Genomic DNA, 25,240 nt, shown 5'->3' with positions numbered 1-25,240 from the left:
TTCTTTTATTTTATAAAAAGGTAAAGACCTTAAGGAGGTGCTTTTTATGGCTAGAAAACAATGGACATTTCATGGACGGGTCCAAGGCGTTGGATTTCGTGCTTCTGCTCAAGCTGCCGCAAAGGAAAATAACTTAAACGGATGGGTGAAAAATAAAGAAGATGGTACGGTCGTCGTTGAAGCGGAAGGATCTCAAGACAAGCTTCAATCCTTTCTTCAAGAAATTAAAGCCGGACCCAACCCCTTTATTAAAATCCGCCACGTTGATGAACAAACCTTCTCAAAAGAGGAAGGGTATAAAGGATTTAACGTTAAATATTAAACGGATCACCGCAGGGTGCCTGCGGTGATTTTTCATTTCTTATTCATCGGCCTTACGATCAGTTCATTAACATTGACGCTTTCGGGCTGTGTCACAGCATAGGATACGGCCTGGGCGATATCTTCTGAATCAAGCGGTGTCATATTGCGGTCTTTGAACATATCAATGACGTCTCCATCGGTAATATGTTCGGTAAGCTCTGTATCGACCGCCCCTGGAGAAATATTGGTTACGCGAACACCTGTGCCGGCGAGCTCTTTTTCCATTCCCATGGAGAGTGCCTTAACCGCATATTTTGTGGCGCTGTACACCGTGCTTGAAGGGAATACTTCATGACCGGCAACTGATGCGACGTTAATCATATGACCTGAATTCTGTTCAAGCATGATGGGAAGAGCGGCATGAATGCCGTATAAGACACCCTTAATATTAACATCGACCATTTGTTCCCATTCCTCAATATGGTCATTTTTTAAGAAGGAGAGGAGCATAACACCCGCGTTATTGACATAAATGTCGACTGTGCCAAAGGTATCTTTTGCCTTTTTCACAAGCGCTTCAACATCCACACGTTTGGTCACGTCTGTCTCTACGACTATTGCCTGCACCTGATAGCTGCTGTTGATTTCATCCGCCAGCTCTTTAAGACGCTCTGAACGTCTCGCTGCTAAAACTACGTGAGCTCCTTCACCTGCTAAATGATGGGCGACTGCTTTCCCGATTCCGCTGCTTGCTCCGGTAATGACGGCTGTTTTTCCATTTAATTTTCCCATGATTATATCCTCCCTTAGTCGTTCAAGTAGCAGATATTCAAAGAAAGCCATCCCTATTGAATTAGGAATGGCTTCTTATCATTATGTGTCAATTATTGCTCTTCAAAAAACTTACGGTTTAACTCGATGTATTTAGTTTCTTCTTCTGGAACTTCATCCTCAATATAAATTGCTTCAACTGGACAGACGGCTTCGCATGCTCCACAGTCAATGCAAATGGCTGGATCGATATAAAACATATCTTTACCCTCTTCAATACAGTCAACTGGGCAAACATCTACACATTCGCCAGCTTTCTCATCTTTACAAGGGGAAGTAATTACAAATGCCAAGTGAATTGCCTCCTTTACTAAAAATTAAATCGTGCTATATCTCCTATACACTTCTAAATGAAGTCTTAAACTCCATCCTATATAATAACGATAATCGACGAATTTCGCAATTGCTAAACGTTTATTTTAAAATCGGCGGGATCGTCCCAGATCCGTTCCACCGTATATTCTCCGCCCTGTTTCTGCACGAGGAATATATCCGGGCGCGAAAGGCGTTTCCATTCATTAAATCCGAACTCTCTCTTATACTTCTGGAGGAGTAAAGCGAGTAAATTTCCATGCGTCACCAGGATGACATTGCCTTCTACCTGTTCAAGTTCATCAACTAAGCTCATCACCCGCTGTTTCGCTTCCGTAGAGGATTCTCCTCCCGTCAGCTTAAGCTCAGGGTCTTGAAAAGAATCATAAAGAACTTCTTCCCAGTCGTCCAATGGAGTATGGCTTAAGACTCTCTCTTCAAGGCGTTCGTCTTTTTCGATTTCAATTCCTTTCATGCGGGCAAAAGGTTTAATAGTTTCTATCGCCCTTAGGAAAGGACTTGAAATGATTCGACTGACTTCATAGCCTGAATGATCAAGAAAAGCAGCCAGCACCTGGGCCTGTCTAACCCCAAGCTTCGTTAATGGTGAGTCTTCGTGCTGACCTTCTGTCTCACTGTGACGTACTAAAATAAGTTTGTCCAAATTGACTCCCCCTCCATACTATAGCCTTACCTCTATTATCAATGAAAGCCCGTGTCTTGACAAGGTTTAATATCTATTCTTTCCTATTCTAACCACGTTTTAGGAAGGACATGCGAACAGAAAATAATAAACTGGAGTTCCAGGAACCCCAGTTTTTACACTTCTTTAAAATAATCTTTATAAAATCCACCGATTCGGCCGGAATTATCAATAATGAAATAAAATTCTTCACTTTCATTTTGAACGTCGTACGTTTTTCCAGGAGTCAGCACATTATTGACCACAAATTTCTCGGCTTCATTATGGATACATTCCACTTTTTTAATTGGTTCTGTTTGTTCCCACGTTTTATGAATCATATGATTTAACCTCCTTCTACACCATCTATCATACAATTAAAAGGACGGTCTCACAAATGAGAATTATAAATTCCTCTGATACCACCTGGCTGATTCTATAACTTCCTGTTCAGTCAGACGGTGGCCCATGCGTTCCCAGTGAACGTTAACTGAAGCTCCTGCCTGTTCTAAAATCGACTGAAGCTCTTTCGTTTCTTCAGCCGGGCAGATAGGGTCGTTTTCACCAGTTCCGATAAAAATGCTTAAATTGGAATGATCGGGAAGCGCGTGATTTCTGAGCGGAACCATCGGATGATATAGAATTGCCGCTTTTAAACTTTCTTTATAGTGGAAGAGTAAGCTTGCAGCAATGTTTGCTCCATTGGAATAACCTACAGCGATTACCCGGCTTCTGTCAAATCCATATTCGGCAGCTGCTTGATCGAGAAATTCGTGAAGCTCTTCTGTACGATTCTTTAAATCTTCTTCATCAAATACCCCTTCGCTAATCCTTCTGAAAAAACGCGGCATTCCATTTTCCGATACATTTCCTCTTACAGACAGCACAGCCGCCTGAGAGTCAATCATCTCGGCGATCGGCAGTAAATCTTCTTCTGTTCCTCCTGTGCCGTGCAGCAGTAATAATACAGGAGATTTGCTGGATGCTCCTTCTTTATAAATGTGTCTCATGTTTTTTATGACCTCCTTGGATACGTTTCTCTGCATATAGGGATTTTATCTTTAATTCAAGATAATGTCAAAATCTTCGCCTTCTATCTTCCTGTGCTATACTCTAAATATATTAATTTTTAGGAGGTCCGCCATTCATGGATAAGTGGATTTATGGGTTTGATAAAAAGAATCATCCGTTTCATCATTTACATATACGCAATTATATGGAACAGGATTTTAACCGTTTAATAGAAATCCAAAAAGAAGCGTTCCCTCCACCCTTCCCTTCTAAGCTTCTATGGGATGAAAGTCAGCTTAGAGAACATATTAATATTTTCCCCGACGGCTGTCTCTGTATAGAAGTCGAAGGCGTCGTAGCTGGATCGATGACGGCTATGCGCACAAATGTTAAAGATGAACTCGATCATACGTGGGATGAAATCACTGCTGAGGGCACGATACGAACGCATGATGAAATTGGCAAGGACTTATATGTCGTTGATATCTGTGTCGATCCAAGCTATCGTTCCCTTGGTCTTGGAAGGCAGCTGACTCAAGCGATGTACGAAACGGTTATTCACTTACAGTTAAACCGGCTTGTTGGCGGCGGAAGAATGCCAGGCTACCATAAATATGCCGATGAACTGTCACCGGCTCAATATGTAAATGCTGTCCTGCAGGGAGAACTGCACGATCCAATTTTAACGTTTTTATTTAAAGCCGGAAGATCACCCGTACGTCCGATCAAAAATTATATTGAGGATGAAGAATCCTGCCACTATGGTCTTTTAACCGAATGGAAAAATCCATTTAAATAACCGCTTAGCGCGGTTATTTTTTTTCCGTATTAAGAAGTCCATTTTCAAGAAGCTGAAACAACTGGCGGGTCATTTGTTCGGTCCCGACTGACTTTTTATAGGGGAAAAGAATCGCGTGAAAAATGATATCAGCGATCAGCTGTGAGTCAACGTCATCACCCCAGATTTTCTCCCGCTTCGCTGTTTCGATCCATTTTATTAAAATCGAATAAGTTTTCTGATGTTCTTTTGATAATTCTTTTAAATAAAAAGCGGCAAGTTCCTGATCACTCGTCTGAATATCACGAATCATTCGCTCGACCTGGTGGATTTCATCGTGATTCAGTAAGATAAAGAGGAATTCTTTAAGCTTTTCATTTACGCGTTTATCCTTAGGAATCTGCTCAATGCGTTCATTCATTTCCTTCATAATTTCTTTCAGGTAGGCAACGAGCAGATCCTCTTTGCTGCGGTAGTATTCATATAGCGTGCTGCGCCCGACCTGCAGCTCATCGGCAAGTTTTTTAAAGTGAAGACCGTGTATCCCTTCTGTGCGGAGAAGTTCTCCTGTAGCGTCGAATAGTTCTTTCTTGGTTAGTAGTTTCTTTCTCCCCATCGTTCACCCTCTTTTCTTACTCTCTCTTTAGTATATCAAATCTGGGTTAAATTAAGAAAAACAAGTCATTAGCTTCTAAAAGTTGGGTGATATCAGGCAGCTCCCAGCAGCTGGATGAAGGTGAATCTTCTCTGTTGTGTGGGAGGCTCCTGATAAGCCGCTGATTTTAAGATCATAAATGCAAGAAATTAAACCAAAAAAAAAAAGCTGTTGAGAACAGTCTCGACAGCTCGCAGAAGGACATTAAAATAAAAGCTTTTAATTATTTGAACAAATGCAGTAAATATTCATATCCTTTCTCTTCCATTTCATCTTTTGGAATGAATTCAAGAGCTGCGGAATTGATGCAGTATCGCAATCCGCCTTTATCAGCTGGACCATCTTCAAAGACATGCCCTAAATGAGAATCACCCTTCTCGCTTCTAACTTCCGTGCGGATCATGCCGTGAGTCATATCTACGTTTTCGTTTACTTGCTGCTTTTCAATCGGCTTCGTAAAGCTCGGCCATCCACAGCCCGCATCATATTTATCTTTTGAACTAAATAGAGGCTCTTTCGAAACTATATCTACATAAATACCCTCTTCCTCAAAATCGTGATATTCATTTTGGAAAGGGCGTTCTGTTCCGTTCTCCTGTGTAACCTGATACTGAATCGGCGTCAGCTTCTTCTTCAGGTCACGGAGATCTTTCTTTACTCCCCACGTATTTTTAATAAAATCCTGGCGTCCTGATCCCTTTTTATAGCGCTTATAGTGATAGGAATTCTTCTTATGGTAGTTCTGGTGCTTTTCTTCTGCCGGATAAAATGTTTGAGACGGCAGAATATCGGTTACAATTGGCTCTTTAAATTTATTGGCAGCTTCAAGCTGCTGTTTGCTTTCTTCCGCGATTTTTTTTTGCTCTTCATCATGATAATAAATAGCGGTTGTATAAGACTCGCCCCGGTCAGCAAACTGTCCTCCGGCATCTGTTGGATCAATCTGCTGCCAGAACAGCTCAACAAGCCGCTCGTATGGAAAAATATCTGGATCATATTCGATTTGTACGGCTTCACGATGTCCTGTCGTTTCTGTAATTACGGACATGTAGGTTGGGTTGTCGGTATGGCCCCCTGTATAACCAGAAGTTACGGATATAATCCCTGGTCTTTCTTCAAACGGCTCTACCATACACCAAAAACATCCGCCCGCAAATGTGGCTACTTTCGTTTGATTATCCATGCATTGGGACCTCCCCTGTTGTTGTATCATGTTACCTATTCTTTCTAAAAACCAAAAAAAAATCAAGCAACATGCACAGCCTATATAAATAACTTAGGCTGAGATGTTCCTTGTTTTCTTCTTTGAGGCTTAGGTTTTGGCTGGTCCTTAGGCTTTTCTTCGGATTCTTCCGGGAAAAATCGTTTCATAATAGGCTTAGGCTGCGGCCGTTTTTTCCTGCTTTCTTTTTTAATCTTTTCTTTAGCAGGCTTCTTCCTATCGTTACTTTCTTCTATCTTTTCTTCTATCTTAAGATCGAAGCTTTCTTCAGAAGTGCTTTCTTTATTGCCTTTTTCTTCCACTTCTTCCTCTTCCTCATCGTCACTCATATTCATAAGCTTAACCATATTAATCATGGCGGGTATGTTTTTCATCATTGGCCCATACTGCTGGATCATAGGTGCCGCTTTTTGCACCGCACTTAAGGCCCCCTGAAGCTGGCCCAGCCATCCGGCTCCTCCCGTGGGAGCTGCAGGCGGCTGAAAAGGAGCGCCAAACGACGGGAATCCTCCAGCCGGCGGTCCGCCCTGCTGAAAAAAGTTAGATAAAAAGCCTCTCGTGTTTGCTGCTCCCGGCGGCGGATAATACCCCCCTGGATAGTTTCTTACAGGGCCAAAGAATGGAAATTGATTTTGAGACATAGCAGACCCTCCGTAATATTTCTTACGTTAGCCTATGCATAAGAAACTGTGCAGGTATGGGCCCTGCTTCATCTTTTATTCTTCGATCGCCCAGTCAACCGGCTCCTCCCCCTGTTCCTGAAGAAACTGATTAGCTTTAGAAAAAGGACGGCTGCCGAAGAAGCCTTTATACGCGGCTAATGGGCTTGGATGCGCCGATTGAATGACGCAGTGTTTTGAGGTATCTACAGCGGATGCTTTTTTCTGGGCCGGTTTTCCCCACAGCATAAAAACAACAGGACGTTCTCTTTCATTAAGTAGATGGATCACTTGATCGGTAAAACGCTCCCAGCCTAAATTACGGTGGGAATGGGCCTGATGAGCTCTGACGGTTAACACGTTATTTAATAATAATACCCCCTGCTTGGCCCATGAAGTTAAGTTACCGTGAGAGGGAGGCCTGATGCCAAGATCGTCTTCGAGCTCCTTATAAATGTTCTTGAGCGAAGGAGGGAGGGCCACTCCTTTTTGTACAGAAAAGCTTAATCCATGAGCCTGCCCGTCTCCATGATATGGATCCTGTCCGATAATCACTACCTTCGTCTCTTCAAAAGACGTGTGATGAAAAGCAGCGAATATATCATACATATCGGGAAATATCTTCTCAGCGGCGTATTCTTTTTTCAACTCTTCCCTTAATGCTAAGTAATAAGGCTTTTCCATTTCTGCTTGTAATACATCCGACCAGTCATTTGAAAAAACAGACATAAAATACTCCTTTTCTTACTCCTTTTTCAGCCAAATTTCCGAAAAATTCAGTTGCAGTATTTCCCGGGGAAGCGCACAAACTGACAGAAAATAAAATCAGCCACCCCGATCAGTTGACAGAATGTAAGGAAATCAATCGATATTTACAAATTGTTGTATTTTCTTTGAGAACCAATTCTTCTATTCTTCCTGCCCCTATTTGGTCAGAGCGAATATTTCTTTTTATTTCAATCCGCTCATTCAGCGGGAAAATTTTATATCCTTCAAATATGATCTCAAATAAATTGTCATTGGGAAATACTCTTTTTTCTTTTCCATCCGTTATGATCGTCCATTCCATTGAAAGCGGCGTAGCCATTGTGCCACCTCTCCTTTCTTTATTGAAAGCTAAACTGAACGCTCGATCCTGACGAGCTTGGGTAAACCTGCAGTTTTGCTGGTATTTCTTCCTTCAGCTGCTGCACGTGAGAAATTACACCTAACATACGATTCCCATCCTGAAGGCTTCTTAAGCAGTTAATCGCCTGCTCGAGCGAGACCTCATCTAAAGTACCAAACCCTTCGTCTATAAACAAGGTGTCCAGCTGAACGCCGCCCGAGTGTGCCTGTACAACATCCGCCATTCCCAGTGCGAGACTCAAACTGGCTTTAAATCCCTCTCCTCCTGACAACGTACGGACAGACCTCGTCTGACCTGTATGGTGGTCAATGACTTCAAGATCGAGCCCGCTTTGAGCTCCGCGTTTAGCAATTTGTTCGCTTCTGATCAGCTGATAGCGGTGATCACTCATTTGATCAAGGCGAAGATTGGCCTGCAGAAGAATTTCATCTAAGTAGGAAGCCAATACGTAGCGTTCAAGAGACAGCCTAAGCGGATTGTCTCCTTTTGCTAAGTTGGAAATCTCCGCTAGATCATAATAATCTTTAGCGACTTTTTCCTGCTGCTGGATGAGCTGCTGCAAATTCGCATATATCTTTTCATTATGCTTAAACTGTAAAAGCTGTTCACTCACCTGCTGCTGGACAGTGAGCGCTTCTTGCTTCACTTGCTGCCAGGCTTCATAAAGCCTTTTTAAATCCGGACGGCTGACGTCTTTGATTTTATCTTCAAGGGACTGCAGCCTGTCCTCAACGGCAGTCTTCCGGCGGTAATACTGATCAGTTTGATCCTTAAGCTTTTGTATTTCCCCTGGTTCAAGAAGGGCTTTTTGGTAGTCTTCTTCATCGCTGAATCCAAAATGGCGGAGCGTTTGATCATGCTCTATTTTTTTATTTTCAAGAGTGCCAAACGCCTGCTTAAGCTGCCGTTCGCTTTCTCGTTCTTCTGTTGCTGCCCGCTGGAGGTGCTCGCTCGTTTCCTGATACTGCTGCTGTATCGACTGCCAGCTCTCCAGCGCTTTTTTAAGTTTCTGTTTCGTATGTTGAACAATTTGTTCCATCCCTAGAGCACTTTCCTCAGGGAATTGATACTGGCTTTCATAATACTTCACTTGAGCCTCCAGCGATACTTTACCTTCTTTCACTTTTAGCAGTTCGTTCACACAAGCTTCTTCTTGTTGAATGGCTGTAGCAAGCTGGGCTTCTATTTCTTTAAGCTTTTCCCCTGTTTCTTCCACTTCAGCAAGCTTTTTCTGCCAGCTGTTTACTGTGCTTTTCGTCTGCTGGTAATTTTGGCGGAGCTTCTCCAATTTTTCCTGGATAACTTCAGAAGTTAGCTCTTCAACCTTAAGGTCTTTACTTTCTTCTTTAATAGATTCAACAAGTTCTCTTTGAGATGTGCCTCTTACCTTAGCTGTTGTCATCTGCTCATGTTTATTTAAGTAGAGTTTTTCATACTTCTCATATTCTCTTTTCAGCTGATCAATATTTTCATTTGAAGGAATTTCTTCCGGCTTTTCTGCAAGGCTCGGATGTTCCAAGGAGCCGCAGACAGGACAGAAGCCGCCTGGAGTCAGCTGTGCAGCGAGGTGATAGGCATGGTTTTGCTGAAGAGCTTCAACCACCTGTTCATATTTAGCCTTAGCCGAATCTCTCAGTTTTTCTTCCTGTCTTGCTTCTTTTCTCAAATTGTCAAAATGCTTTCGTAAATCTAAAAGCTTTCGCCACTCCGCAAAAAGCCGCTCTGCATTCTTTAACGTTCTTTCTAAATCTGTCAGCTTCTGCTTTTCTTCATAGAGGGCTTTTGTTATTTCTCTTTCCTCAGCCATAACCTCGGACATTTTTTCTTTTTGGTGTTCGAGTTCATTCTTTTTCTTCGTAAATTGCTGTTTTTGTTCTTCTTTTACACGCAGCGATTGTTCATTTTCTTTGACCTGTTTCTTAAGGTTCAAGTATTCATCAAGCTTATCTCTCAGCTGCTGATTGTGTTTGAGCTGCTCTTTTAAGGATTCGCGCTCGCTTTCCTTTTCTCGTTCTTCCTTATATTTTTCTGTCATCAGATTACTTTTAGCTTCCAGCTCTTTTCGAAGCTTGCCCCTTTGTTCGACCAATTTCTGCAGCTTAACGCTTTCTTCTTTTCGTTCCTTCAGCTGCCGTTCGTAAGGTTTTACTTCTAAAGCTTTTTGGGCGAGTTCTATTTGTTTTTCAATATCTTTAATTTCTACTGCTTTTGAGGTGAGTCCTTTTTGTTCCTCTATAAGGCTACTTTTCTCTCTGAATAATTCTTCAACTCCTTGAGCCTTATGATAAGTATCAGACGCCTGCTCTGTTTTCGCCTGAAGCTCGGCATGCTTTTCTTCTGTCTTTTCCACCGCAATTTTTTGTTTTTGGATCAGGACTTCCAGGTCCTTTACTACTGCTGCAGGCAGCTTTTCGTCTTCAGGCGGCTCCTCCCACTGAACATTCTCGATTTCCTGAGTAATTTTCCAATCAAATTCGTTAATTTTGCTTTCGAGTCCTTTGGCTGCTGAGCGGAAATGATCCGTTAACTCGGAATAGAAATATGTGCGAAAGATCTTTTGTAAAATCTCTTCCCGCTCTTTACTATTTTCAGAGATTAATCTTCTAAACTCTCCCTGGGGAATCATAATCATTTTTCTGAACTGCTCATAGTCAAGCCGTAATAATTCCTCAACCATCTCATTGACTTCCTTAATCTTAGAAGCCATCAGGCGTTTTTCCCCGTTTTGAAGTATATAGAAATCAGCCCGGGTCGGCTCTTCCTTAAAACCTTCTCCGCGCTCCTTTTTCTTCATCTGCTTCGGATGGCGCACGATACGATAATGCTTGCCTCGAAGCATAAATTCAAATTCCACGTACGTCGTTTCTTCGGGAGTGGCAAAGTGGCTCTTTAAGGTATCCTGATCGCGGTCCGTTCCGCTAGCTCTACCATATAACGCAAAACACATCGCATCAAAAATGGAAGTTTTTCCTGCTCCCGTCGGTCCCGTAATTAAAAAAATCGACTCTTCTCCAAGCTCTGTAAAGTCTACGTGCTGTTTATGTTTAAAAGGACCAAACGCATTCATAGTCAGTCGCAGTGCTCTCATATCGCTACCTCTCCCTGTCTTCTTTTCTCAGGCTTTCAATCGCTGTCTGAATAAGCTCCCGCCGATGTTCGGGGAGTTCTTCCCCTTTGATATCCTTATAAAATGAAGTAAAAAGGTCGACAGGCTCCATTTTCTGCCGCTGCTTTAGTTCCTCTCGGTTGCCTGCGTTTTTGTCCGGCGATAAACGGGCCCTCTCTAAATGAAGAATATTTGGATATACTTTCCTGAGCTTGCCCATCGGATCGAGAATCTGCCCGTCATCAAGAAGCCGGATATACAAATAATTCTCAGGGTTGGCCGCTTTATCCCCTTCAAGCAGCTCTGAAAAGTACCCTTCTACGATTTCAAAATCTCTTTTAGGGTAAAGCGGAAGTTTTTCAAGATGGTTAACGCCCTCTTCACCTAGATGAACCATCGTCACTGATTTTTTGTGATGAACCTCAGAAAACGAATACTTGAGAATCGAACCGGAATATCTGACTGCTTCTCTTTTTATTTTCTGTGCCTGGTGCAGGTGTCCTAGGGCTACATAAGAAAATTCGTCGAATAAGCCGGCATCTACATACGGTGACCCGCCTACCATTGATAATCGTTCTTCAGATTCTGATTCCATCCCCCCTGCGATGAAGGCGTGGCCAACCCACAAGTGTCGTTCGCTCATGTCATAGTGGGTGCTGATGTAATCAATGATTCTTTCTGTCGCTTGATGGTGGCTTTTAATCGCCGAATCTTCAAGCCAGTGCGCTACTTCTGCCGGTTCTACATAAGGGATTAAGTGAAAGTGAACAGGGCCGTGCTCATCTTCTAACGTGACAGGGTGATAAGGTTGAGACAATTTTGTATCCAAATAAAGACCCTGGGATCGAAAAATCTGGGCGCCAAATTCAAGACGGTCTGCACTGTCATGGTTACCTGATATCGCCAGAACAGGAATGTTAAACTCCTGGATAAGCTTCGTTAACGTCCGGTTAAGCAGATCCACTGCTTCTTTTGGAGGGATCGACCGATCGTATAAATCACCGGCGATAATAACCGCATCCGGCTGATAAGCACGCACAATTTCCATCAGCTTATGTAAAATATCTTCCTGGTCTACTGTCATATATACATTGTTTACAATTTTCCCTAAATGCCAATCCGCTGTATGCAATATTTTCATCACAAACCAACTTTCCTCGTTATGCTAGTTACATTATACTAGAAATACTTAATCAGAAAAAAACAAAGATACTTGGAAACAGATACCTTTGAGGTCTGTTGAAAAAGCATCAATAGTGCTCCTTTATCAAATTACCCATTAATAAAGATGAGAACAAAAGATAGTCACCAGAATAAGACTTCAACGGCTATTTATGCTATTGGAGTGGGAGGAGAATACCGTAAGACTCCTGCGGGAAAAAAAGCGGAGGCCCCTCAAGCTTTAGTTTTTCGCAGGAAGGCTACATGAAATAGTATTCTTCCCCACCGTTTTTTTCTACAATCTTAAAAAGGTACCTGTGCACAGGTACCTTTTGTCTGTTAATCTTCTTCTAATTGATAGGCTTCAAACAAGCGGTCAAATACAGACAAAGCATTTGTAAAAGGAATATTCCATTCCAGATAACGGCTGATTTCATCATAAGTAGTTGCCTGCTTTGGGAAATCATGATCCTCAAACATCCAATCAGCCAGCTGTTTCTCTTCATCTGCCTGCTGATTTCCCCGGTAACGCATCATATAGTGATAAAACGATCGGATATTAATCTCCCCCTTTACGACAAGTCATCTTTTTCCATAAACTCGCGGTGAGCTTTAAGTTTCTTTCTATACACGATCCGTGACAGCATAATACTGATTTCATACAAAAGAATAAGCGGGATCGCCACGACGATTTGCAGGATAAAATCAGGTGGTGTAATCATCGCACCGGTTATTATCAAAACGAAATATGCATATTTACGAATCCTAACCAGCAGTTCAGGATTAATGATGCCTAAGCTCGTCAAAAACATAACGATTATAGGAATTTCAAACAATATAGCAAACGGGATCGTAACCCTGAACACGAATCGAAAATAGCGTTCTACCGTAAACAGTTCATTAAACATACCGTCGTTTAACGATAGAAGAAACGGCAGTATCAGCTGAACGAAAATAATATAGCCAAAAGCCAGACCGCCTACAAACAGTAAAAAAATCGCCGGTATATATGCTAAAGAAGCCTTTCTTTCTTTAGATGTAAGGGCCGGTTTAATAAAGAGCCACAGCTGAAGGCATAAGAATGGCAATGAGCCGATAATCGCCACCAAACTGGCAATCGTAAAATAAATCCATACGATTTCTCCAGGACTTGTTACATTAAGTTTAATAGGGATATCGGTTTCCAGAAAGGAGTAGATATCCTGGATAAAGACAAACCCCAGAATGAAAAAGATTATAAATGCGGTAAGCGACCAGATGATCCGCCTGCGCAGCTCACTCAAGTGATCAGTTATATTCATTTCTATATCTTGAGTTGTATGATTTTGTTCTGACATCGGTATACCTCCAGGCAGGCAGATATATGCCTGACATAAAGAAGATGTAAGGGGTCTCCCTTACATCTTCTTTATTTATGTTTTTGATCTTCTTTGTTTTTATTATCGTCGGACATTAAATCTCCGGCTGCTTTTTTGAACTCCTTCAGCGAACTTCCGAAAGCCTTCCCGATTTCCGGCAGCTTTGCCGGGCCAAAGATAACTAATGCAATGACTAAAATAAGGATCAGACCGGGCACGCCAATATTGGATAGCATGCAGCAACACTCCTGATTAATAGTTTATTTTTGTGGGTTAGATTCTTTCGTATCTACCGTATTTTTTGCTTCAGAATCGTTATCTCCCGTTAAGTCACGAGCAGATTTTTTAAATTCTCTAAGCGTTTCTCCTGTAGCTTTCCCTATTTCAGGAAGTTTCTTAGGACCGAAAATGACTAGAGCAATGACTAGAATTAAGATCAGACCAGGGATGCCTATGTTTGTCAGCATGAATCTCACCGTCCTTTTAGGTTATGCCTAACTCTGATTATACTACCTGAAGATAGAGTTCGTAAACGTTTTATCAAAAATTCCATGACACTTCGTCATTTCCACTGTTAATCGATGGACTTACAGTACTCGATTTAACTTATATAAGAAAGTGCTCTTTCGTAATCTTCTTTTGTATTCATATTGAAGAAATGCCAGTAAACAGCATCCTTATTAAGACCTTTAAAATTATCTGCATATTTGACGTTTGCCTGCTCAAGCAGGCTCTGCATTTTTCTCTGGCCATCTCTTAACAGCTCTTCAGCCTTAAGGGCAAGGGTTTTATGATAAATTCCCAAAAGCGGCTGGTTTCGTCCTCCATATACAGGAATAACTGCTTCCGTATGATTATCAATTTCTGATATGAGCCGCTGGATTACTTGTGGTTCGACAAAAGGCGTATCACAGGCTGCAAGGACAACATACTTCGAATTGGTCTGCTGTAAAACCGCATGAAGGCCTCCTAAAGGACCGCAGTCCTTATAGCTATCTTGAATATAGACAGCATCAATGCCATAAATAGTCTCTGCGCGGTTAACTACAACATGCCCGACAGCTTCCTTCATTCTCTTGTACACTTGCTGGATGACTATTTGATTTCCAAGGGGCAGAAGCGCTTTATCTTCCCCCATGCGTCTTGACTGGCCGCCTGCTAGTACCGCTCCGCTGACAGTATCATTCATTTCGGTCTCACTCGGTCATAAATTCGGAAATAATAGTCATACGGATTTTTCTCATCCTTAATGCCTTTCGTCTCCTCGATCAAATGCCAGTCCGCTTCTTCATATTCAGGAAAATAGGTGTCCCCTTCAAAGGCATGGTCAATGTAAGTCATATACATCCGGTCAGCGTAAGGCATCATTTTTTCAAAGAGGACGCTTCCGCCAATGACAAACCATTCCTTATCCGGATAGGATTCATTTAATCGGATAATTTCATCAATGGAATGAATGACTTCACAGCCTTCCACTTCGTAATCCTTATTGGAAGTCAAAATGATGTGATCGCGATTTGGAAGCGGCTTTCCAAACGATTCAAAAGTCTTCCGGCCCATAATAATCGTCTTCCCCCAGGTGACATCTTTGAAGAATTTAAAGTCTCTAGGAATATGCCACGGTAAATCGTTATCTTTTCCTATTAATTGATTACGGTCCATTGCAAAAACAAACGATATCATCGCTACACCTCTTCTATTTTATTGGACTGCTAAGATGTCATTGTTAATTTCAATGGCAGGAATACGCTAAAGCGTTGCAGATTTCCTCCCAGCCATCAACTTTATTAAACAGCAACAGGGGCTTTAATTCCAGGGTGAGGGTCATAATCCATCACCTGAATATCTTCCATGTCAAAATCGAATACACTCGTTTTCTCTGAATTCAGCCACAGCTTTGGCGGCTCCTTCGATGTTCTCGACAGCTGTTTTTTCACCTGCTCGATATGGTTTTGATAAATATGGGCATCGCCTAAAGTATGAACGAACTCCCCAGGCTCTAACCCGCACTCATGGGCAATTAAGTGCGTCAGCAGCGCATAACTTGCGATGTTAAAAGGTACTCCGAGGAAAATGTCTCCGCTTCGCTGGTACAGCTGGCAGGAGAGCTTCCCATCCGCTACATAAAATTGAAACATCATATGACAAGGCGGCAGCGCCATGTTGGATGGAACATCTTCTGGGTTCCAGGCCGTTACAATATGGCGTCTGGAATCAGGGTTCTGCTTAATATTTTCAATTACATCTTTTAATTGATCAATTGTTTCTCCGCGGGTCGTCTCCCAGGCTCTCCACTGTTTACCATAGACAGATCCTAAATCACCAAACCGATCGCTGAATGCATCATCGCTGAGGATTTTCTCTTTAAATTTCTCCATTTCCTTTTGATACAAATCCTTGAATTCTTCATCCTGCTGGCTGCGAATGCCGAAATTCGTCATGTCGGGCCCATCGTATTCTTCGCTTTTCACATAAGATTCAAACGCCCATTCATTCCATATATTGTTATTGTGCTGCAGGAGGTATCTTATATTCGTATCTCCGTTCATAAACCATAGCAGCTCACTGACGATTAACTTAAATGGTACCCGCTTCGTCGTAAGCAGAGGAAAACTTTCCTGTAAATCAAATCTCATCTGATGACCGAAAATAGAGTATGTACCTGTGCCTGTACGGTCTTTTTTTTCATTTCCTGCATTTAATACATGTTCACAAAGGTCCAAGTACTGCTGTTCATTTTTCATTGGACACATCCGTCCCTTCTGTGTTGTCAATATTCCATTCCCTGAAGAATTGCTCCAAATAGTTTAACATAAACTGATGCCGCTTATCTGCCTCTTTCTTTGCAGTATTTGTATGCATGCCTGAAGCTAGGCGAAGGAGTTTATCGTAGAAATGCTGAATCGATGTCGGTCCTTCTCCATACAGCAGCTGCCCCTTCGCCCCGCCAAAAGCAAAGGTGCGTGCCATCCCAATCGCTCCAATTGCATCGAGCCGGTCCGCATCCTGCACGATTTTCCCTTCCAGCGTCTGAGGAACGTCACCTTTTGAAAAAGATACATCCTTTACAGCAAGCCTGATGTTTTCGATCGTCTCAGACTCGATCGGTAATGATTCCAGGAAGCTATACATACTTTCAAGAGCCTCTTTAGGGTTTTCAAAAAGTTTCTTATCCCCGATATCATGAAGCCACCCAGCCGCTTCCGCTGTAAAAACGTCAGCACCTTCAGCTGCTGCCAGCTGATGCGACCATCGGGCTACACGCTTCATATGCTCATAGTCATGACCTGTAGTATCATCCGTAAAAAAGGGCTGCACATATAATTGGATCTCTTCTATTACTCTCTCTTTTTCCATCATTCACCTCTAAAAATTAAAAAAGTCCATTTGTCTCGGATTCAGGTCTTTATACTCGATCCCAAGCAGCTCCTGCATCTGCTTCGCATTATCAGCGGCATCTCCACCTGAATTATTGTTAAAAAGCAGAGTGATTTCCGGTGTCTGCTTTTTCAGCCTCTCAACCCGCTCTTTCCACTCCTGCAGTTCCTCTTCGTTATAACGGTATAAAAAGCGGACCTTTCTCCAGTCTTTCCTGCCGTTTTTGTTCCATCCATGTACATTTCGACCATGAAATCTGACTAAGGTCTGAGTCGGATGGGTAGGTTCTTCCACGATCGGCACAGAGCTCTCTCCCGCCTGAGGCTCATCGCAGATCGTATGGATCCATTCGTGTTCTTTCATAAACTGCAGTGTCTGGTCCTTATATTCGTCTGTGAACCAGGAACGGTTCCTAAATTCTAAAGCAAGTGGATATTCTTCAAGCCACTCTTTTATCAGCCTCAGCTTTTTAATATTCTCCTTTTTTACATTAAACCATGGCGGAAACTGAAAAAGGATATTTTGAAGCTTGCCGGCTTCAATGACAGGCTGAATGGACTCTTCATACTGTTTGACTAAATCCTTTGCCTCCTGGACTGACTTTGAAGTGCGGTCATGTCCGGTCATCTGCTGAAATGCTTTAATGACAAACCTGAACGATTCAGGTGTTTGATTTACCCACTTTTCGTAGCGGGAGACAGACTGAATGGCATAAAAGGCTGTATCCACCTCTACAACAGGAAAATGAGACCCATAGACCTCCAGCTTCTCATCAGATTTTGTCTGATCAGGATAGATTGAAGCATGGTCCCCCCAGCCTGTCACTCCAATTCGAATGCTCATTATTTCACCCTCCTAATTACGCCGATTATTTTATCAGAATTTCTGCAAATGAGTGTTAAAAAAGACCTTTTATCTCCCCGCTGTTTGTAATATCCATCTTTAAAGCAGCAGGATTCTTCGGCAGCCCCGGCATTGTCATGACATTCCCGGTTAGAGCGACAATAAAACCGGCACCGGCCGATACTTTCAACTCTCGAACCGTTACAGTAAAACCTTCGGGACGCCCTAATAATGTTGGGTCATCTGATAAGGAATACTGCGTCTTCGCCATACATACCGGCAAGTTATCGTACCCCATGGATTTTAGACGTTTCAGCTGTTTATTAGCCGTACCTGTAAAAGAGACGCTGCCTCCACCATAGATACGTGAAGCTATTTTAAGGATTTTTTCCTCGATGGGATCATTTATTTCATAAGTGTGGGAAATCCCCTTCTTTTTAGTTGCAGCAGAAGAAATGACTTTATTTGCAAGGTCTTCCGCTCCAGCTCCGCCTTTATTATAAACGTCAATTACAGATACCTCTGCCCCCTGGTTCTCACACCATTTCACTAAATAATCAATCTCATGAGCCGTATCTGAAGGAAAACGATTCACCGCCACTACATAAGGGAGGTCAAACTGTTCAATCGTTTCTATATGCTTCTGTAGATTTACGATCCCTTTTCTTAAGGCTTCTACATTTTCCTCCTGCAGCTGATTCTTATCCACACCGCCGTGCAGCTTAAGAGCCCGGATGGTGGCTACAATAACGACGGAGTCCGGTTCTATTCCGCCTGCCCTCGCTTTGATATTTATAAATTTTTCTGCCCCTAAATCTGCTCCAAAGCCTGCTTCTGTAACGACAAAGTCGCCGAGTTTAGAAGCTAATTTAGTTGCAATTAAGCTGTTGCAGCCGTGGGCAATATTAGCGAACGGTCCTCCATGTATAATCGCCGGAGTATTTTCAATAGTTTGAACCAAGTTAGGCTTCATCGCCTGATTAAGAAGAAGAGTTAACGCTCCTTCAACCCCAAGGTCTTTGACCGTTACAGGGGATTTCTCATATGTATAGGCAACGACCATTTTGGAAAGCCTTCTTTTTAAATCTTCAAGGCTGTCTGCGAGACAGAGAACTGCCATAATTTCAGAAGCAACCGTAATCATAAATTGGTCTTCTCTCGGAACGCCTTTTGCCGGACCTCCCAGGCCGACAATTACTTCTCTCAGGGCACGGTCATTGATATCCATGACCCTTTTCCATTCTATTCGTCTCGGATCAATGTTTAATTCATTTCCCTGATGCATATGGTTATCGATGAATGCAGATAAAGCATTGTTCGCTGAAGTTATCGCATGCAGATCGCCGGTAAAGTGGAGATTAATATCTTCCATTGGAACGACCTGTGAATAACCTCCTCCTGCTGCTCCTCCTTTTACTCCCATGACAGGACCGAGCGATGGTTCTCGCAGAGCTACAATCGTCTTATGTTTCATTCGGTTTAGTGCCTGAGCCAGCCCTACGGTAACGGTTGATTTTCCTTCCCCGGCTGATGTCGGATTTATAGAAGTGGTTAGAATAATCTTACCTGATTCTTTATATTGGAGTTTATCTAATAACGTATGTGACAATTTCGCTTTGTAATGCCCGTATGGCTCCCAGTCGGATTCTTCAAGCTGTAAGGCTTCAGCGATTTTCTTAATCGGAAGCATATCAGCGGTTCGAGCGATTTCAATATCTGTTTTCATAAACACTTAAATCCCCCTAACATCTTTGTCTTTATTGTAATATAAATCAGCCCTCGATGTGTAAGATCGTGGAAAAAGGAATTTAAGGTTTGAATGTTACATGGCCAATCCGTATAATTAGAGGCTGTGTAACAGCGGTTCGTAAACTCCCGCTTCATCAAAACTAAGGAGGAACTTCCATGAGCAATGAATGGTTATGGATAATTTTTGCTATTATAAACTTCAGCTTATTATTAGGAGTCTATCGTCTGTTTGGAAAAACTGGATTATTCGTATGGATAGGAATGGCCACAGTCATCGCCAATGTCCAAGTTGTAAAAACGATTGAGCTGTTTGGCATTACGGCCACCCTCGGTAATATTCTGTATGGAACTGCCTTTTTGGCTACTGATATTCTTAACGAAAAATATGGAAAAAAAGATGCCAAAAAAGCCGTCTGGCTTGGATTTTCGACATTGCTTGTGATGACATTTGTGATGCAGGGAGCCCTGTTATTCACACCAGCCGAGGGAGATATCGCACAAAGCTCGATTGAAACAATTTTTGGCATAGGGCCTCAAATCGCTTTAGGCAGTTTAACCGCCTATATCGTCAGCCAGTATTTTGACGTATGGATTTATACGAAAATACGCAAGGTCTTCCACAGTAACAGGACGCTTTGGCTCCGCAATAACGCCAGTACAATGATCAGCCAGCTTCTCGACAGTGCTATTTTCTGCGCAATCGCCTTTTATGGAACGTATCCACTCGATATATGGCTTGAAATCTTCTTAACAACGTACATTATTAAATTTATAGTCGCCGCGCTCGATACACCGTTTATGTACTGGGCTAAGTCGATGAGTCGTAAGGAGGAGGCATTTAATGATTGAAGTTTACACTGATGCTGCAGCCGCTGGAAATCCGGGTCCCTGTGCGGCAGGAATAATCATTAAAAACGGCAGATCATCCGAAGAGCATGCGGTATTTCTAGGAGAAATGACGAACCATGAAGCTGAATTTCTGGCTGTCCTTCATGCCTTGAAAATTTGTAAAGACATATACCCTGGAGAAATTTTATCGATTCGCTCAGATTCCCAGGCAGCTGTTCATGCGTTAGACAAACAGTACAGCAAAAACCCGGCTTTTGCCCCGATTCTCAATCAAATCATTGAAATGCAGGCGTCTTTCGCCATGGTCTTCTATAAATGGATTCCGGATAAAACAAATAAAAATGCCGACCGTGTCGCCCGTGCGGAATTAAAAAGAAATCAGCAGCCTTAAAGCTGCTGATTTCTTTTTATGCGCGATTTGAAATACCCTGTTTTTCTAAAGAAAGGTAAGCTTCTTTCTTTGTTGAAATTTCCTTTGAAGAAATATGTTCGAGGACACTGATGTAAAAACTGGGGTCAAACGCCTGCTGAAGCTTCAGTGTTAAACGAAGAGCCAATATCGCTTTCCACTCTTCTACATTGGCTGAATATTTCCCAAAGTAAATAAAATGGACATCCTCGTCTGACAGCTTAAAGCCTTTCGTCCATAAATCCTCTAAGTAATAAGCTAACGTATCTGTCTGCTTCATGGAACGCTCCTTACTCCTCTAGTATCCTGCGACGACAAAATTCGCTATTTTTCTCTCCCCAGTATACCAAAAATAAACGGCGAGGTGGAGGTCACCTCGCCGAAATTGATTGTTCATATGCTTTCTGCCGGTCATCTCCCTGCTTTTTGAAAGGTAGAATCATAGAGCGTTGAACGGACTGAGCAGGTGTTGAGCCGAGTTTCCCTAGAATCCATATTGCTAATGCCGCATAAATAGCCACGATAAATAAAATTACAAACAGCATCCTATCACCCACCTTAATTGATAACGATTTTCATTACTAATTAGATTTTAGCAGACGTCTCTCCATCACGCAATCATAATTAGAATTTTCCGCTTAAAGCTCTTTCTTCTGCTGGAATGCGGATTTTTAAAACGAGGTAGTGCAAAACCGGGAAAATAAGGGCTGTAACATAGGCTTCAAATAAAAGCGGGATAATCAGCAGCTCAAAAAACACGATTAAGTAATTAGGATGCTTCACAAATCGGTACGGGCCTTTTGCCACTAAAGGAACTTCCGGGAGAACGAGTATTTTTGTATTCCATTTTCTTCCTAAAGAGGCGATGCACCATATTCTAAAAAATTGCAGAAGAAGAAAGACCGCAAGCAGAACAGGCGAAAAATTGAATTCCCCTCCTTTTAACAAAAAGGACTCTACGATGATCGACAGAAAAAACCCCGTGTGCAGGACAATAAATAAATAATAGTGTGAGCTCTCAACTTCAACGGCACCATGCTTGATCATCCATTTTTTATTGGACTGAGCGATCGCTAATTCCGCCAGGCGCTGTAAAATTAAAAATAATAACAGCCACATGGTTACATCCACTCCAGATGGACAACCTCAGATGTAAAACCCGGCCCAAGTGATGTCATTAAAGAACGGGTGCCCGGCGGCTGGTTTTCATGAAGCACTTTTTCCAAAACAAAATGAACTGTTGAGGAAGACATATTTCCATGTTCTTTTAAAACATTTCTTGAATGTTCAAGCACCGCAGGATTTAAATCCAGACATTCAAGGTAGGATTCAAGCACCTTTTTCCCGCCAGGATGGGCAATCACAAAAGGAATATCTTCAATCTTCCAGCCGCTCCTCGTTAAACAGTAATCGACGTGTTCCTTCCAAAAAGTGCGAACGAGTTTGGGGATGCTTTTCTTAAATATTACTTCAAAGCCGGTATTTACAACTTTCCACCCCATCACCGACTGACTGTGAGGTTTTGTTTTCGTGCTGGCTTCCACGACGCGTGGGAGCGAAACGGATGCTTTTCTAAGCAGCGGTGAATTTTCTCCCGCAAGCAAAACGGCTGAGGCTCCATCTCCAAATAAAGCAGCACCGACAAAATTACTTACACTTCTATCGTTATGTTGAAACGTTAAGCTGCATAACTCTACAGCTATCACTAACACATTGCTTGCAGGATTTCCTTTTAACCATTCGAACGCTTTGGCTACACCGCTCGTTCCTCCCGCACACCCAAGACCAAAGATAGGAGTGCGTTTTACGTATTCATTCATACCAAGCCGATCTATTAAGTAGGCGTCTATCGTAGGAGTCGAAATTCCTGTTGAAGAAACAAAAATAACATGCTCAATTTCTGCTGCTTCAATCCTCTCTTTAAGCAGATTACTCGTTAAACAGTTCTGTACGGCTTCTTCCGAATATTTCAGGGAAGTTTCTTGATAGAGTTCATTCACTTCCTGCAGGTCATGGGCGTGTTTAAACCAGTCTAAAGGACAAGCAAACTGCCTAAAATCAATCGCTGCATTTTCAAAAATTGGCATCAGTCTTTTCTTTTCCAAAAAACTCATGGGAAAGACTTTTTCCACAAAGTGCTGAACTTCTTGCTGGCTGTATGAATGATTCGCTTCTTTTATCCCACAGGAAATAATATAGGCCATCCAACCATTCCTTTCTCGAACAGTCTTAGGATGACCTGGCGTCTTATAAGTTATGCTTTAAAATCCGTAAATCGTCATACCGCCATCTACAAAAAGCGTCTGTCCCGTCATGTAACTGCCCGCTTCCGAAGCTAATAGCAGAGCACTCCCTGTCAGTTCCTTTAATTCACCGATTCTCTTTAACGGAGTCCGCGCTAATATAGCATCAACGTATTCCTCATTCTGCAGCAGTTCTTCTGTTAAGGACGTTTTAAAATACCACGGACCGATCGCATTGACGTTAATCTGGTATTTCCCCCACTCCATGGCGAGGTTTTTTGTCATTTGGATAAGAGCACTTTTCGTCATCGCGTACACGACACCTGTGCGCAGCGCGGTATGTCCGCCGACAGAGGATATGTTAATAATTTTTCCCTTCTCCCTTTTTTTCATAATCGTAGCGGCGAATTGAGAGAGAAAAAAGGCGCTCTTCATATTCGTCGAAACAATTTGATTCCATTCCGCTTCTGTCACATTCTCAGCTTCACTGCGGATATTCATTCCAGCATTGTTTACCCAGACATCAATAAACCGCCCTTCTCTGACTTCCTCTACTTGATCGGTGATTTTCTCATAATCAGCGACGTCAGCCTGAATTAGGAGGGCTTTTCGACCGAGAGTTTCAATTTCTTTCTTTGTATGTAACAATGCTTCTTTATTTCTGGCAATCAAAATAATATCAGACCCCGATTCCGCAAATGCTAGTGCTATCGCCCGGCCAATTCCTTTCGTTCCTCCGGTTACAACGGACAGCTGCCCGTCTAATCGAAAATTAGGTAAATACATAATCTCCCACCTTTATATAAGATATTTTTTATTATAGCATTGCTGAATTCCCTTTTATAAAAGTTCACAATATACAGAATGCGGTGGAAGCGCCAAGCCCTCCTCGTTCCTCCCTCACTGCGAGGTCTCGGCAGGTCCGTTTGTTTTGCAGGAGTCTCGCTACCTTACCCCTTGAATTACTTCATGCAGCCAAAAGAAGTTACGAGTTCTAATCCTTTTATACAGGAACCGGCAAGGAATACAAAAAAACCCCGGAAGGACGGGGTTTTAGAATTGGTATATATGTTTATATTTTTTCGTTAAGTATTCAATCAGATAGCTCGGATTTAATCCTTCTCCAGTGACGTCCTGAAGAATCTCCAGAGGCTTTTTGCGTTTCCCATAACGATGAATGTTCTGTGTGAGCCACTGCTGAATCTGGGCAAAATCTCCTTTTTCCATAGCTGTATCCACATCTAAACTTTCGCGCATGACATGGTTGAGCTGCGCAGCGTACATATAACCTAACGCATAGGAAGGAAAATAGCCAAAGTCACCGCCGGCCCAATGAATGTCCTGCAAGACGCCTTCTGAATTCGTAGGAGGTACAACCCCGAGATAATCCTTCATTTTCTGATTCCACCGCTCAGGCAGGTCGGCTGCTTCAAGATCACCGTTGATCAGACCTTTTTCTAATTCGTAACGGATCATAATATGAAGCGAATACGTCAGTTCATCCGCTTCGATTCGAATAAGAGATGGCTTCACTTCATTGATTGCCCGGTAAAAATCTTCAAACGAGATTTGCTTGAAGCGTTCAGGTGCGTGATCCTGAAATAATTGATAATGGTTCAGCCAGAACGAACGGCTTCGGGCTACGAAATTCTCCCAAAACAGCGACTGGGATTCATGAATACCCATCGAAGTTCCTGTAGCAAGTGGAGTAAAAGCTAGCTGAGGATCAATATTCTGTTCGTAAAGCGCATGTCCTCCTTCGTGAATGGTTCCAAAAACCGCTGTTCGAAAATCAGTTTCATCATATTTAGTAGTAACACGAACGTCTCCTATATTCAGCCCGATCGCAAATGGGTGCACGGTTTCATCAAGTCGCCCCGCCTCAAAGTCGTAATTCATTCTTTTTAAAACTTCTTCACTAAAGGCCTCCTGCATCATTTTGGGAAAATGTCCGTGTAATACCGAAGGATCAGGCTGTCTTGGCGCCTGCTGGATTTGAGTGAGAAGAGATGTTAAAGCTTCACGCAGCGGCGGAAAAACTTCATCCAGCTTTTTGACGGTCATTCCCGGCTCATACTGATGAAGCAAGGCATCGTATGGATGATCTTCATATCCCCAGCAGGAGGCAAACTGACGATTAAAATTCACCAGTTCTTCAAGGTAAGGACGGAAGCTTTCAAAATCATTCTTTTCTTTTGCTTCTATCCAGACCGATTCTGCTTTTGTTTGGACAGTCACAAACTTTTTATATAAGTCTGCCGGTATCTTAGTCGTCATATTGTAGGTTTCCTCTGCTTCTAATACAGCATCCCTGAGAATCCCCGGTTCTGCAGGTGATTTGAGATCAACAATATACTCTTTCATCTCGTTAGAAGTCTTGAGTGCATGAACCTTTTGAGAAAGCATTCCGATGACTTCACTACGGTGATCCATCCCTTTTTTAGGTGCTTTTGTCCTCATATCCCAGGCCATCAGCCCGATCGCTTCCTCAAGAGAAGATTGTTCCTTTAAAAGATCCCAAAATTTCTGCTCCGTCGATTTCCCCATATAGTTCGTCCCCCT

32 protein-coding genes are annotated in these 25,240 nt (G+C 42.5%); 4 read left to right on the top strand and 28 right to left on the bottom strand.

Annotated elements, in window-relative coordinates:
* Positions 1–46: 46 nt before the first annotated feature.
* On the top strand, positions 47–322 hold the full coding sequence (locus tag HUS26_RS06430) for an acylphosphatase (protein ID WP_173916367.1): 276 nt from the start codon (positions 47–49) through the stop codon (positions 320–322).
* A gap of 32 nt (positions 323–354) precedes the next feature.
* Here HUS26_RS06430 and HUS26_RS06425 read toward each other — a convergent pair whose 3' ends face one another.
* The 5 genes from HUS26_RS06425 to HUS26_RS06405 form a co-directional block, all read right to left on the bottom strand.
* The gene (locus tag HUS26_RS06425; RefSeq protein ID WP_173916366.1) at positions 355–1,095 is read right to left on the bottom strand and encodes an SDR family oxidoreductase; all 741 of its coding nucleotides are present in this window, start codon (positions 1,093–1,095) and stop codon (positions 355–357) included.
* Positions 1,096–1,187: 92 nt separating this feature from the next.
* Complete coding sequence (locus HUS26_RS06420) at positions 1,188–1,427, bottom strand: ferredoxin family protein (protein WP_173916365.1); 240 nt, start codon at positions 1,425–1,427, stop codon at positions 1,188–1,190.
* A 113-nt stretch (positions 1,428–1,540) separates the two neighbouring features.
* On the bottom strand, positions 1,541–2,110 hold the full coding sequence (locus tag HUS26_RS06415; protein ID WP_173916364.1) for a histidine phosphatase family protein: 570 nt from the start codon (positions 2,108–2,110) through the stop codon (positions 1,541–1,543).
* A gap of 155 nt (positions 2,111–2,265) precedes the next feature.
* The gene (locus HUS26_RS06410; protein ID WP_173916363.1) at positions 2,266–2,469 is read right to left on the bottom strand and encodes a DUF6501 family protein; all 204 of its coding nucleotides are present in this window, start codon (positions 2,467–2,469) and stop codon (positions 2,266–2,268) included.
* 63 nt (positions 2,470–2,532) lie between these two features.
* The gene (locus tag HUS26_RS06405; protein ID WP_173916362.1) at positions 2,533–3,138 is read right to left on the bottom strand and encodes an alpha/beta hydrolase; all 606 of its coding nucleotides are present in this window, start codon (positions 3,136–3,138) and stop codon (positions 2,533–2,535) included.
* Between the two features lie 137 nt (positions 3,139–3,275).
* Here HUS26_RS06405 and HUS26_RS06400 point away from each other — a divergent pair, with 137 nt between their 5' ends.
* The gene (locus HUS26_RS06400; protein WP_173916361.1) at positions 3,276–3,938 is read left to right on the top strand and encodes a GNAT family N-acetyltransferase; all 663 of its coding nucleotides are present in this window, start codon (positions 3,276–3,278) and stop codon (positions 3,936–3,938) included.
* A gap of 13 nt (positions 3,939–3,951) precedes the next feature.
* Here HUS26_RS06400 and HUS26_RS06395 read toward each other — a convergent pair whose 3' ends face one another.
* From HUS26_RS06395 to HUS26_RS06315, 17 genes are all read right to left on the bottom strand, one after another.
* On the bottom strand, positions 3,952–4,533 hold the full coding sequence (locus tag HUS26_RS06395; protein WP_173916360.1) for a TetR/AcrR family transcriptional regulator: 582 nt from the start codon (positions 4,531–4,533) through the stop codon (positions 3,952–3,954).
* Positions 4,534–4,795: 262 nt separating this feature from the next.
* Positions 4,796–5,755: a peptide-methionine (R)-S-oxide reductase MsrB gene (gene msrB, locus HUS26_RS06390; protein ID WP_173916359.1), complete on the bottom strand. Its 960-nt coding sequence runs from the start codon at positions 5,753–5,755 to the stop codon at positions 4,796–4,798.
* 80 nt (positions 5,756–5,835) lie between these two features.
* Positions 5,836–6,435 (bottom strand): VrrA/YqfQ family protein, encoded by a 600-nt coding sequence (gene vrrA, locus HUS26_RS06385; protein ID WP_173916358.1) that lies wholly within the window; start codon positions 6,433–6,435, stop codon positions 5,836–5,838.
* A 75-nt stretch (positions 6,436–6,510) separates the two neighbouring features.
* Positions 6,511–7,182, bottom strand: a complete 672-nt coding sequence (locus HUS26_RS06380) for a uracil-DNA glycosylase (protein WP_173916357.1) — start codon at positions 7,180–7,182, stop codon at positions 6,511–6,513.
* Between the two features lie 109 nt (positions 7,183–7,291).
* Positions 7,292–7,540: a DUF2584 family protein gene (locus tag HUS26_RS06375; RefSeq protein WP_173916356.1), complete on the bottom strand. Its 249-nt coding sequence runs from the start codon at positions 7,538–7,540 to the stop codon at positions 7,292–7,294.
* A 19-nt stretch (positions 7,541–7,559) separates the two neighbouring features.
* On the bottom strand, positions 7,560–10,670 hold the full coding sequence (locus HUS26_RS06370) for an SbcC/MukB-like Walker B domain-containing protein (RefSeq protein WP_173916355.1): 3,111 nt from the start codon (positions 10,668–10,670) through the stop codon (positions 7,560–7,562).
* Positions 10,671–10,674: 4 nt separating this feature from the next.
* Entirely contained in the window at positions 10,675–11,829 is a 1,155-nt protein-coding gene (locus HUS26_RS06365; RefSeq protein WP_173918763.1) for an exonuclease SbcCD subunit D, read from the bottom strand.
* Between the two features lie 359 nt (positions 11,830–12,188).
* A complete protein-coding gene (locus HUS26_RS06360; RefSeq protein WP_173918762.1) occupies positions 12,189–12,407 on the bottom strand; it encodes a YozE family protein in 219 nt (72 codons plus the stop codon).
* A 14-nt stretch (positions 12,408–12,421) separates the two neighbouring features.
* Positions 12,422–13,186, bottom strand: a complete 765-nt coding sequence (gene tatC / locus HUS26_RS06355; protein WP_173916354.1) for a twin-arginine translocase subunit TatC — start codon at positions 13,184–13,186, stop codon at positions 12,422–12,424.
* Positions 13,187–13,257: 71 nt separating this feature from the next.
* Positions 13,258–13,443 (bottom strand): twin-arginine translocase TatA/TatE family subunit, encoded by a 186-nt coding sequence (locus HUS26_RS06350; protein ID WP_173916353.1) that lies wholly within the window; start codon positions 13,441–13,443, stop codon positions 13,258–13,260.
* 24 nt (positions 13,444–13,467) lie between these two features.
* Positions 13,468–13,674: a twin-arginine translocase TatA/TatE family subunit gene (locus HUS26_RS06345; protein WP_173916352.1), complete on the bottom strand. Its 207-nt coding sequence runs from the start codon at positions 13,672–13,674 to the stop codon at positions 13,468–13,470.
* Positions 13,675–13,808: 134 nt separating this feature from the next.
* Positions 13,809–14,396 (bottom strand): molybdenum cofactor guanylyltransferase, encoded by a 588-nt coding sequence (locus HUS26_RS06340; protein WP_173916351.1) that lies wholly within the window; start codon positions 14,394–14,396, stop codon positions 13,809–13,811.
* Positions 14,393–14,890: a dihydrofolate reductase gene (locus HUS26_RS06335; protein ID WP_173916350.1), complete on the bottom strand. Its 498-nt coding sequence runs from the start codon at positions 14,888–14,890 to the stop codon at positions 14,393–14,395. The genes HUS26_RS06340 and HUS26_RS06335 overlap by 4 nt, the downstream gene beginning before the upstream one ends.
* A gap of 104 nt (positions 14,891–14,994) precedes the next feature.
* The gene (locus HUS26_RS06330) at positions 14,995–15,951 is read right to left on the bottom strand and encodes a thymidylate synthase (protein ID WP_173916349.1); all 957 of its coding nucleotides are present in this window, start codon (positions 15,949–15,951) and stop codon (positions 14,995–14,997) included.
* On the bottom strand, positions 15,941–16,564 hold the full coding sequence (locus HUS26_RS06325; RefSeq protein WP_173916348.1) for an HD domain-containing protein: 624 nt from the start codon (positions 16,562–16,564) through the stop codon (positions 15,941–15,943). The genes HUS26_RS06330 and HUS26_RS06325 overlap by 11 nt, the downstream gene beginning before the upstream one ends.
* A 9-nt stretch (positions 16,565–16,573) precedes the next feature.
* Positions 16,574–17,428, bottom strand: a complete 855-nt coding sequence (locus tag HUS26_RS06320) for a DUF72 domain-containing protein (protein ID WP_173916347.1) — start codon at positions 17,426–17,428, stop codon at positions 16,574–16,576.
* Positions 17,429–17,483: 55 nt separating this feature from the next.
* Positions 17,484–19,154 carry a formate--tetrahydrofolate ligase gene (locus HUS26_RS06315; RefSeq protein WP_173918761.1) on the bottom strand — a complete coding sequence of 557 codons (1,671 nt, stop codon included), beginning with the start codon at positions 19,152–19,154 and terminating at the stop codon, positions 17,484–17,486.
* 179 nt (positions 19,155–19,333) lie between these two features.
* Here HUS26_RS06315 and HUS26_RS06310 point away from each other — a divergent pair, with 179 nt between their 5' ends.
* Positions 19,334–20,026, top strand: a complete 693-nt coding sequence (locus HUS26_RS06310; RefSeq protein WP_173916346.1) for a queuosine precursor transporter — start codon at positions 19,334–19,336, stop codon at positions 20,024–20,026.
* A complete protein-coding gene (locus HUS26_RS06305; protein ID WP_173916345.1) occupies positions 20,019–20,417 on the top strand; it encodes a ribonuclease HI family protein in 399 nt (132 codons plus the stop codon). Before HUS26_RS06310 ends, HUS26_RS06305 begins: the two co-directional genes overlap by 8 nt.
* A 16-nt stretch (positions 20,418–20,433) precedes the next feature.
* Here HUS26_RS06305 and HUS26_RS06300 read toward each other — a convergent pair whose 3' ends face one another.
* The 6 genes from HUS26_RS06300 to HUS26_RS06275 form a co-directional block, all read right to left on the bottom strand.
* On the bottom strand, positions 20,434–20,715 hold the full coding sequence (locus HUS26_RS06300; RefSeq protein WP_173916344.1) for a DUF6123 family protein: 282 nt from the start codon (positions 20,713–20,715) through the stop codon (positions 20,434–20,436).
* Positions 20,716–20,806: 91 nt separating this feature from the next.
* Positions 20,807–20,980, bottom strand: a complete 174-nt coding sequence (locus HUS26_RS06295; RefSeq protein WP_173916343.1) for a hypothetical protein — start codon at positions 20,978–20,980, stop codon at positions 20,807–20,809.
* Between the two features lie 79 nt (positions 20,981–21,059).
* Positions 21,060–21,566 carry an isoprenylcysteine carboxyl methyltransferase family protein gene (locus tag HUS26_RS06290; protein ID WP_254434146.1) on the bottom strand — a complete coding sequence of 169 codons (507 nt, stop codon included), beginning with the start codon at positions 21,564–21,566 and terminating at the stop codon, positions 21,060–21,062.
* The gene (locus tag HUS26_RS06285; protein WP_173916342.1) at positions 21,557–22,639 is read right to left on the bottom strand and encodes a type III polyketide synthase; all 1,083 of its coding nucleotides are present in this window, start codon (positions 22,637–22,639) and stop codon (positions 21,557–21,559) included. Before HUS26_RS06285 ends, HUS26_RS06290 begins: the two co-directional genes overlap by 10 nt.
* 57 nt (positions 22,640–22,696) lie before the next feature.
* Positions 22,697–23,464, bottom strand: a complete 768-nt coding sequence (locus tag HUS26_RS06280) for an SDR family NAD(P)-dependent oxidoreductase (protein WP_173916341.1) — start codon at positions 23,462–23,464, stop codon at positions 22,697–22,699.
* Positions 23,465–23,731: 267 nt separating this feature from the next.
* A complete protein-coding gene (locus tag HUS26_RS06275; RefSeq protein ID WP_173916340.1) occupies positions 23,732–25,225 on the bottom strand; it encodes a carboxypeptidase M32 in 1,494 nt (497 codons plus the stop codon).
* Positions 25,226–25,240 lie beyond the last annotated feature (15 nt).

It is taken from the genome of Halobacillus sp. Marseille-Q1614, from assembly GCF_902809865.1.
Classification (GTDB): Bacteria; Bacillota; Bacilli; order Bacillales; family Halobacillaceae; genus Halobacillus_A.
Note: the sequence above shows the minus strand (reverse complement) of the source record. Positions and strands in the feature narration are given on the sequence as shown.

What these genes read in the sequence shown, in the direction of transcription:
- vrrA (WP_173916358.1), bottom strand. Translation starts at nt 6,435, where the DNA reads ATGTCTCAAAATCAATTTCCATTCTTTGGCCCTGTAAGAAACTATCCA.
- HUS26_RS06280 (WP_173916341.1), bottom strand. Translation starts at nt 23,464, where the DNA reads ATGTATTTACCTAATTTTCGATTAGACGGGCAGCTGTCCGTTGTAACC.
- HUS26_RS06430 (WP_173916367.1), top strand. Translation starts at nt 47, where the DNA reads ATGGCTAGAAAACAATGGACATTTCATGGACGGGTCCAAGGCGTTGGA.
- HUS26_RS06375 (WP_173916356.1), bottom strand. Translation starts at nt 7,540, where the DNA reads ATGGCTACGCCGCTTTCAATGGAATGGACGATCATAACGGATGGAAAA.
- HUS26_RS06380 (WP_173916357.1), bottom strand. Translation starts at nt 7,182, where the DNA reads ATGTCTGTTTTTTCAAATGACTGGTCGGATGTATTACAAGCAGAAATG.
- HUS26_RS06340 (WP_173916351.1), bottom strand. Translation starts at nt 14,396, where the DNA reads ATGAATGATACTGTCAGCGGAGCGGTACTAGCAGGCGGCCAGTCAAGA.
- HUS26_RS06400 (WP_173916361.1), top strand. Translation starts at nt 3,276, where the DNA reads ATGGATAAGTGGATTTATGGGTTTGATAAAAAGAATCATCCGTTTCAT.
- HUS26_RS06425 (WP_173916366.1), bottom strand. Translation starts at nt 1,095, where the DNA reads ATGGGAAAATTAAATGGAAAAACAGCCGTCATTACCGGAGCAAGCAGC.
- HUS26_RS06295 (WP_173916343.1), bottom strand. Translation starts at nt 20,980, where the DNA reads ATGCTGTTTGTAATTTTATTTATCGTGGCTATTTATGCGGCATTAGCA.
- HUS26_RS06275 (WP_173916340.1), bottom strand. Translation starts at nt 25,225, where the DNA reads ATGGGGAAATCGACGGAGCAGAAATTTTGGGATCTTTTAAAGGAACAA.
- msrB (WP_173916359.1), bottom strand. Translation starts at nt 5,755, where the DNA reads ATGGATAATCAAACGAAAGTAGCCACATTTGCGGGCGGATGTTTTTGG.
- HUS26_RS06335 (WP_173916350.1), bottom strand. Translation starts at nt 14,890, where the DNA reads ATGATATCGTTTGTTTTTGCAATGGACCGTAATCAATTAATAGGAAAA.
- HUS26_RS06365 (WP_173918763.1), bottom strand. Translation starts at nt 11,829, where the DNA reads ATGAAAATATTGCATACAGCGGATTGGCATTTAGGGAAAATTGTAAAC.
- HUS26_RS06410 (WP_173916363.1), bottom strand. Translation starts at nt 2,469, where the DNA reads ATGATTCATAAAACGTGGGAACAAACAGAACCAATTAAAAAAGTGGAA.
- HUS26_RS06350 (WP_173916353.1), bottom strand. Translation starts at nt 13,443, where the DNA reads ATGCTATCCAATATTGGCGTGCCCGGTCTGATCCTTATTTTAGTCATT.
- HUS26_RS06305 (WP_173916345.1), top strand. Translation starts at nt 20,019, where the DNA reads ATGATTGAAGTTTACACTGATGCTGCAGCCGCTGGAAATCCGGGTCCC.
- HUS26_RS06285 (WP_173916342.1), bottom strand. Translation starts at nt 22,639, where the DNA reads ATGGCCTATATTATTTCCTGTGGGATAAAAGAAGCGAATCATTCATAC.
- HUS26_RS06405 (WP_173916362.1), bottom strand. Translation starts at nt 3,138, where the DNA reads ATGAGACACATTTATAAAGAAGGAGCATCCAGCAAATCTCCTGTATTA.
- HUS26_RS06310 (WP_173916346.1), top strand. Translation starts at nt 19,334, where the DNA reads ATGAGCAATGAATGGTTATGGATAATTTTTGCTATTATAAACTTCAGC.
- HUS26_RS06325 (WP_173916348.1), bottom strand. Translation starts at nt 16,564, where the DNA reads ATGGAAAAAGAGAGAGTAATAGAAGAGATCCAATTATATGTGCAGCCC.
- HUS26_RS06315 (WP_173918761.1), bottom strand. Translation starts at nt 19,154, where the DNA reads ATGAAAACAGATATTGAAATCGCTCGAACCGCTGATATGCTTCCGATT.
- HUS26_RS06320 (WP_173916347.1), bottom strand. Translation starts at nt 17,428, where the DNA reads ATGAGCATTCGAATTGGAGTGACAGGCTGGGGGGACCATGCTTCAATC.
- HUS26_RS06370 (WP_173916355.1), bottom strand. Translation starts at nt 10,670, where the DNA reads ATGAGAGCACTGCGACTGACTATGAATGCGTTTGGTCCTTTTAAACAT.
- HUS26_RS06395 (WP_173916360.1), bottom strand. Translation starts at nt 4,533, where the DNA reads ATGGGGAGAAAGAAACTACTAACCAAGAAAGAACTATTCGACGCTACA.
- HUS26_RS06345 (WP_173916352.1), bottom strand. Translation starts at nt 13,674, where the DNA reads ATGCTGACAAACATAGGCATCCCTGGTCTGATCTTAATTCTAGTCATT.
- HUS26_RS06330 (WP_173916349.1), bottom strand. Translation starts at nt 15,951, where the DNA reads ATGAAAAATGAACAGCAGTACTTGGACCTTTGTGAACATGTATTAAAT.
- HUS26_RS06300 (WP_173916344.1), bottom strand. Translation starts at nt 20,715, where the DNA reads ATGAAGCAGACAGATACGTTAGCTTATTACTTAGAGGATTTATGGACG.
- tatC (WP_173916354.1), bottom strand. Translation starts at nt 13,186, where the DNA reads ATGTCAGAACAAAATCATACAACTCAAGATATAGAAATGAATATAACT.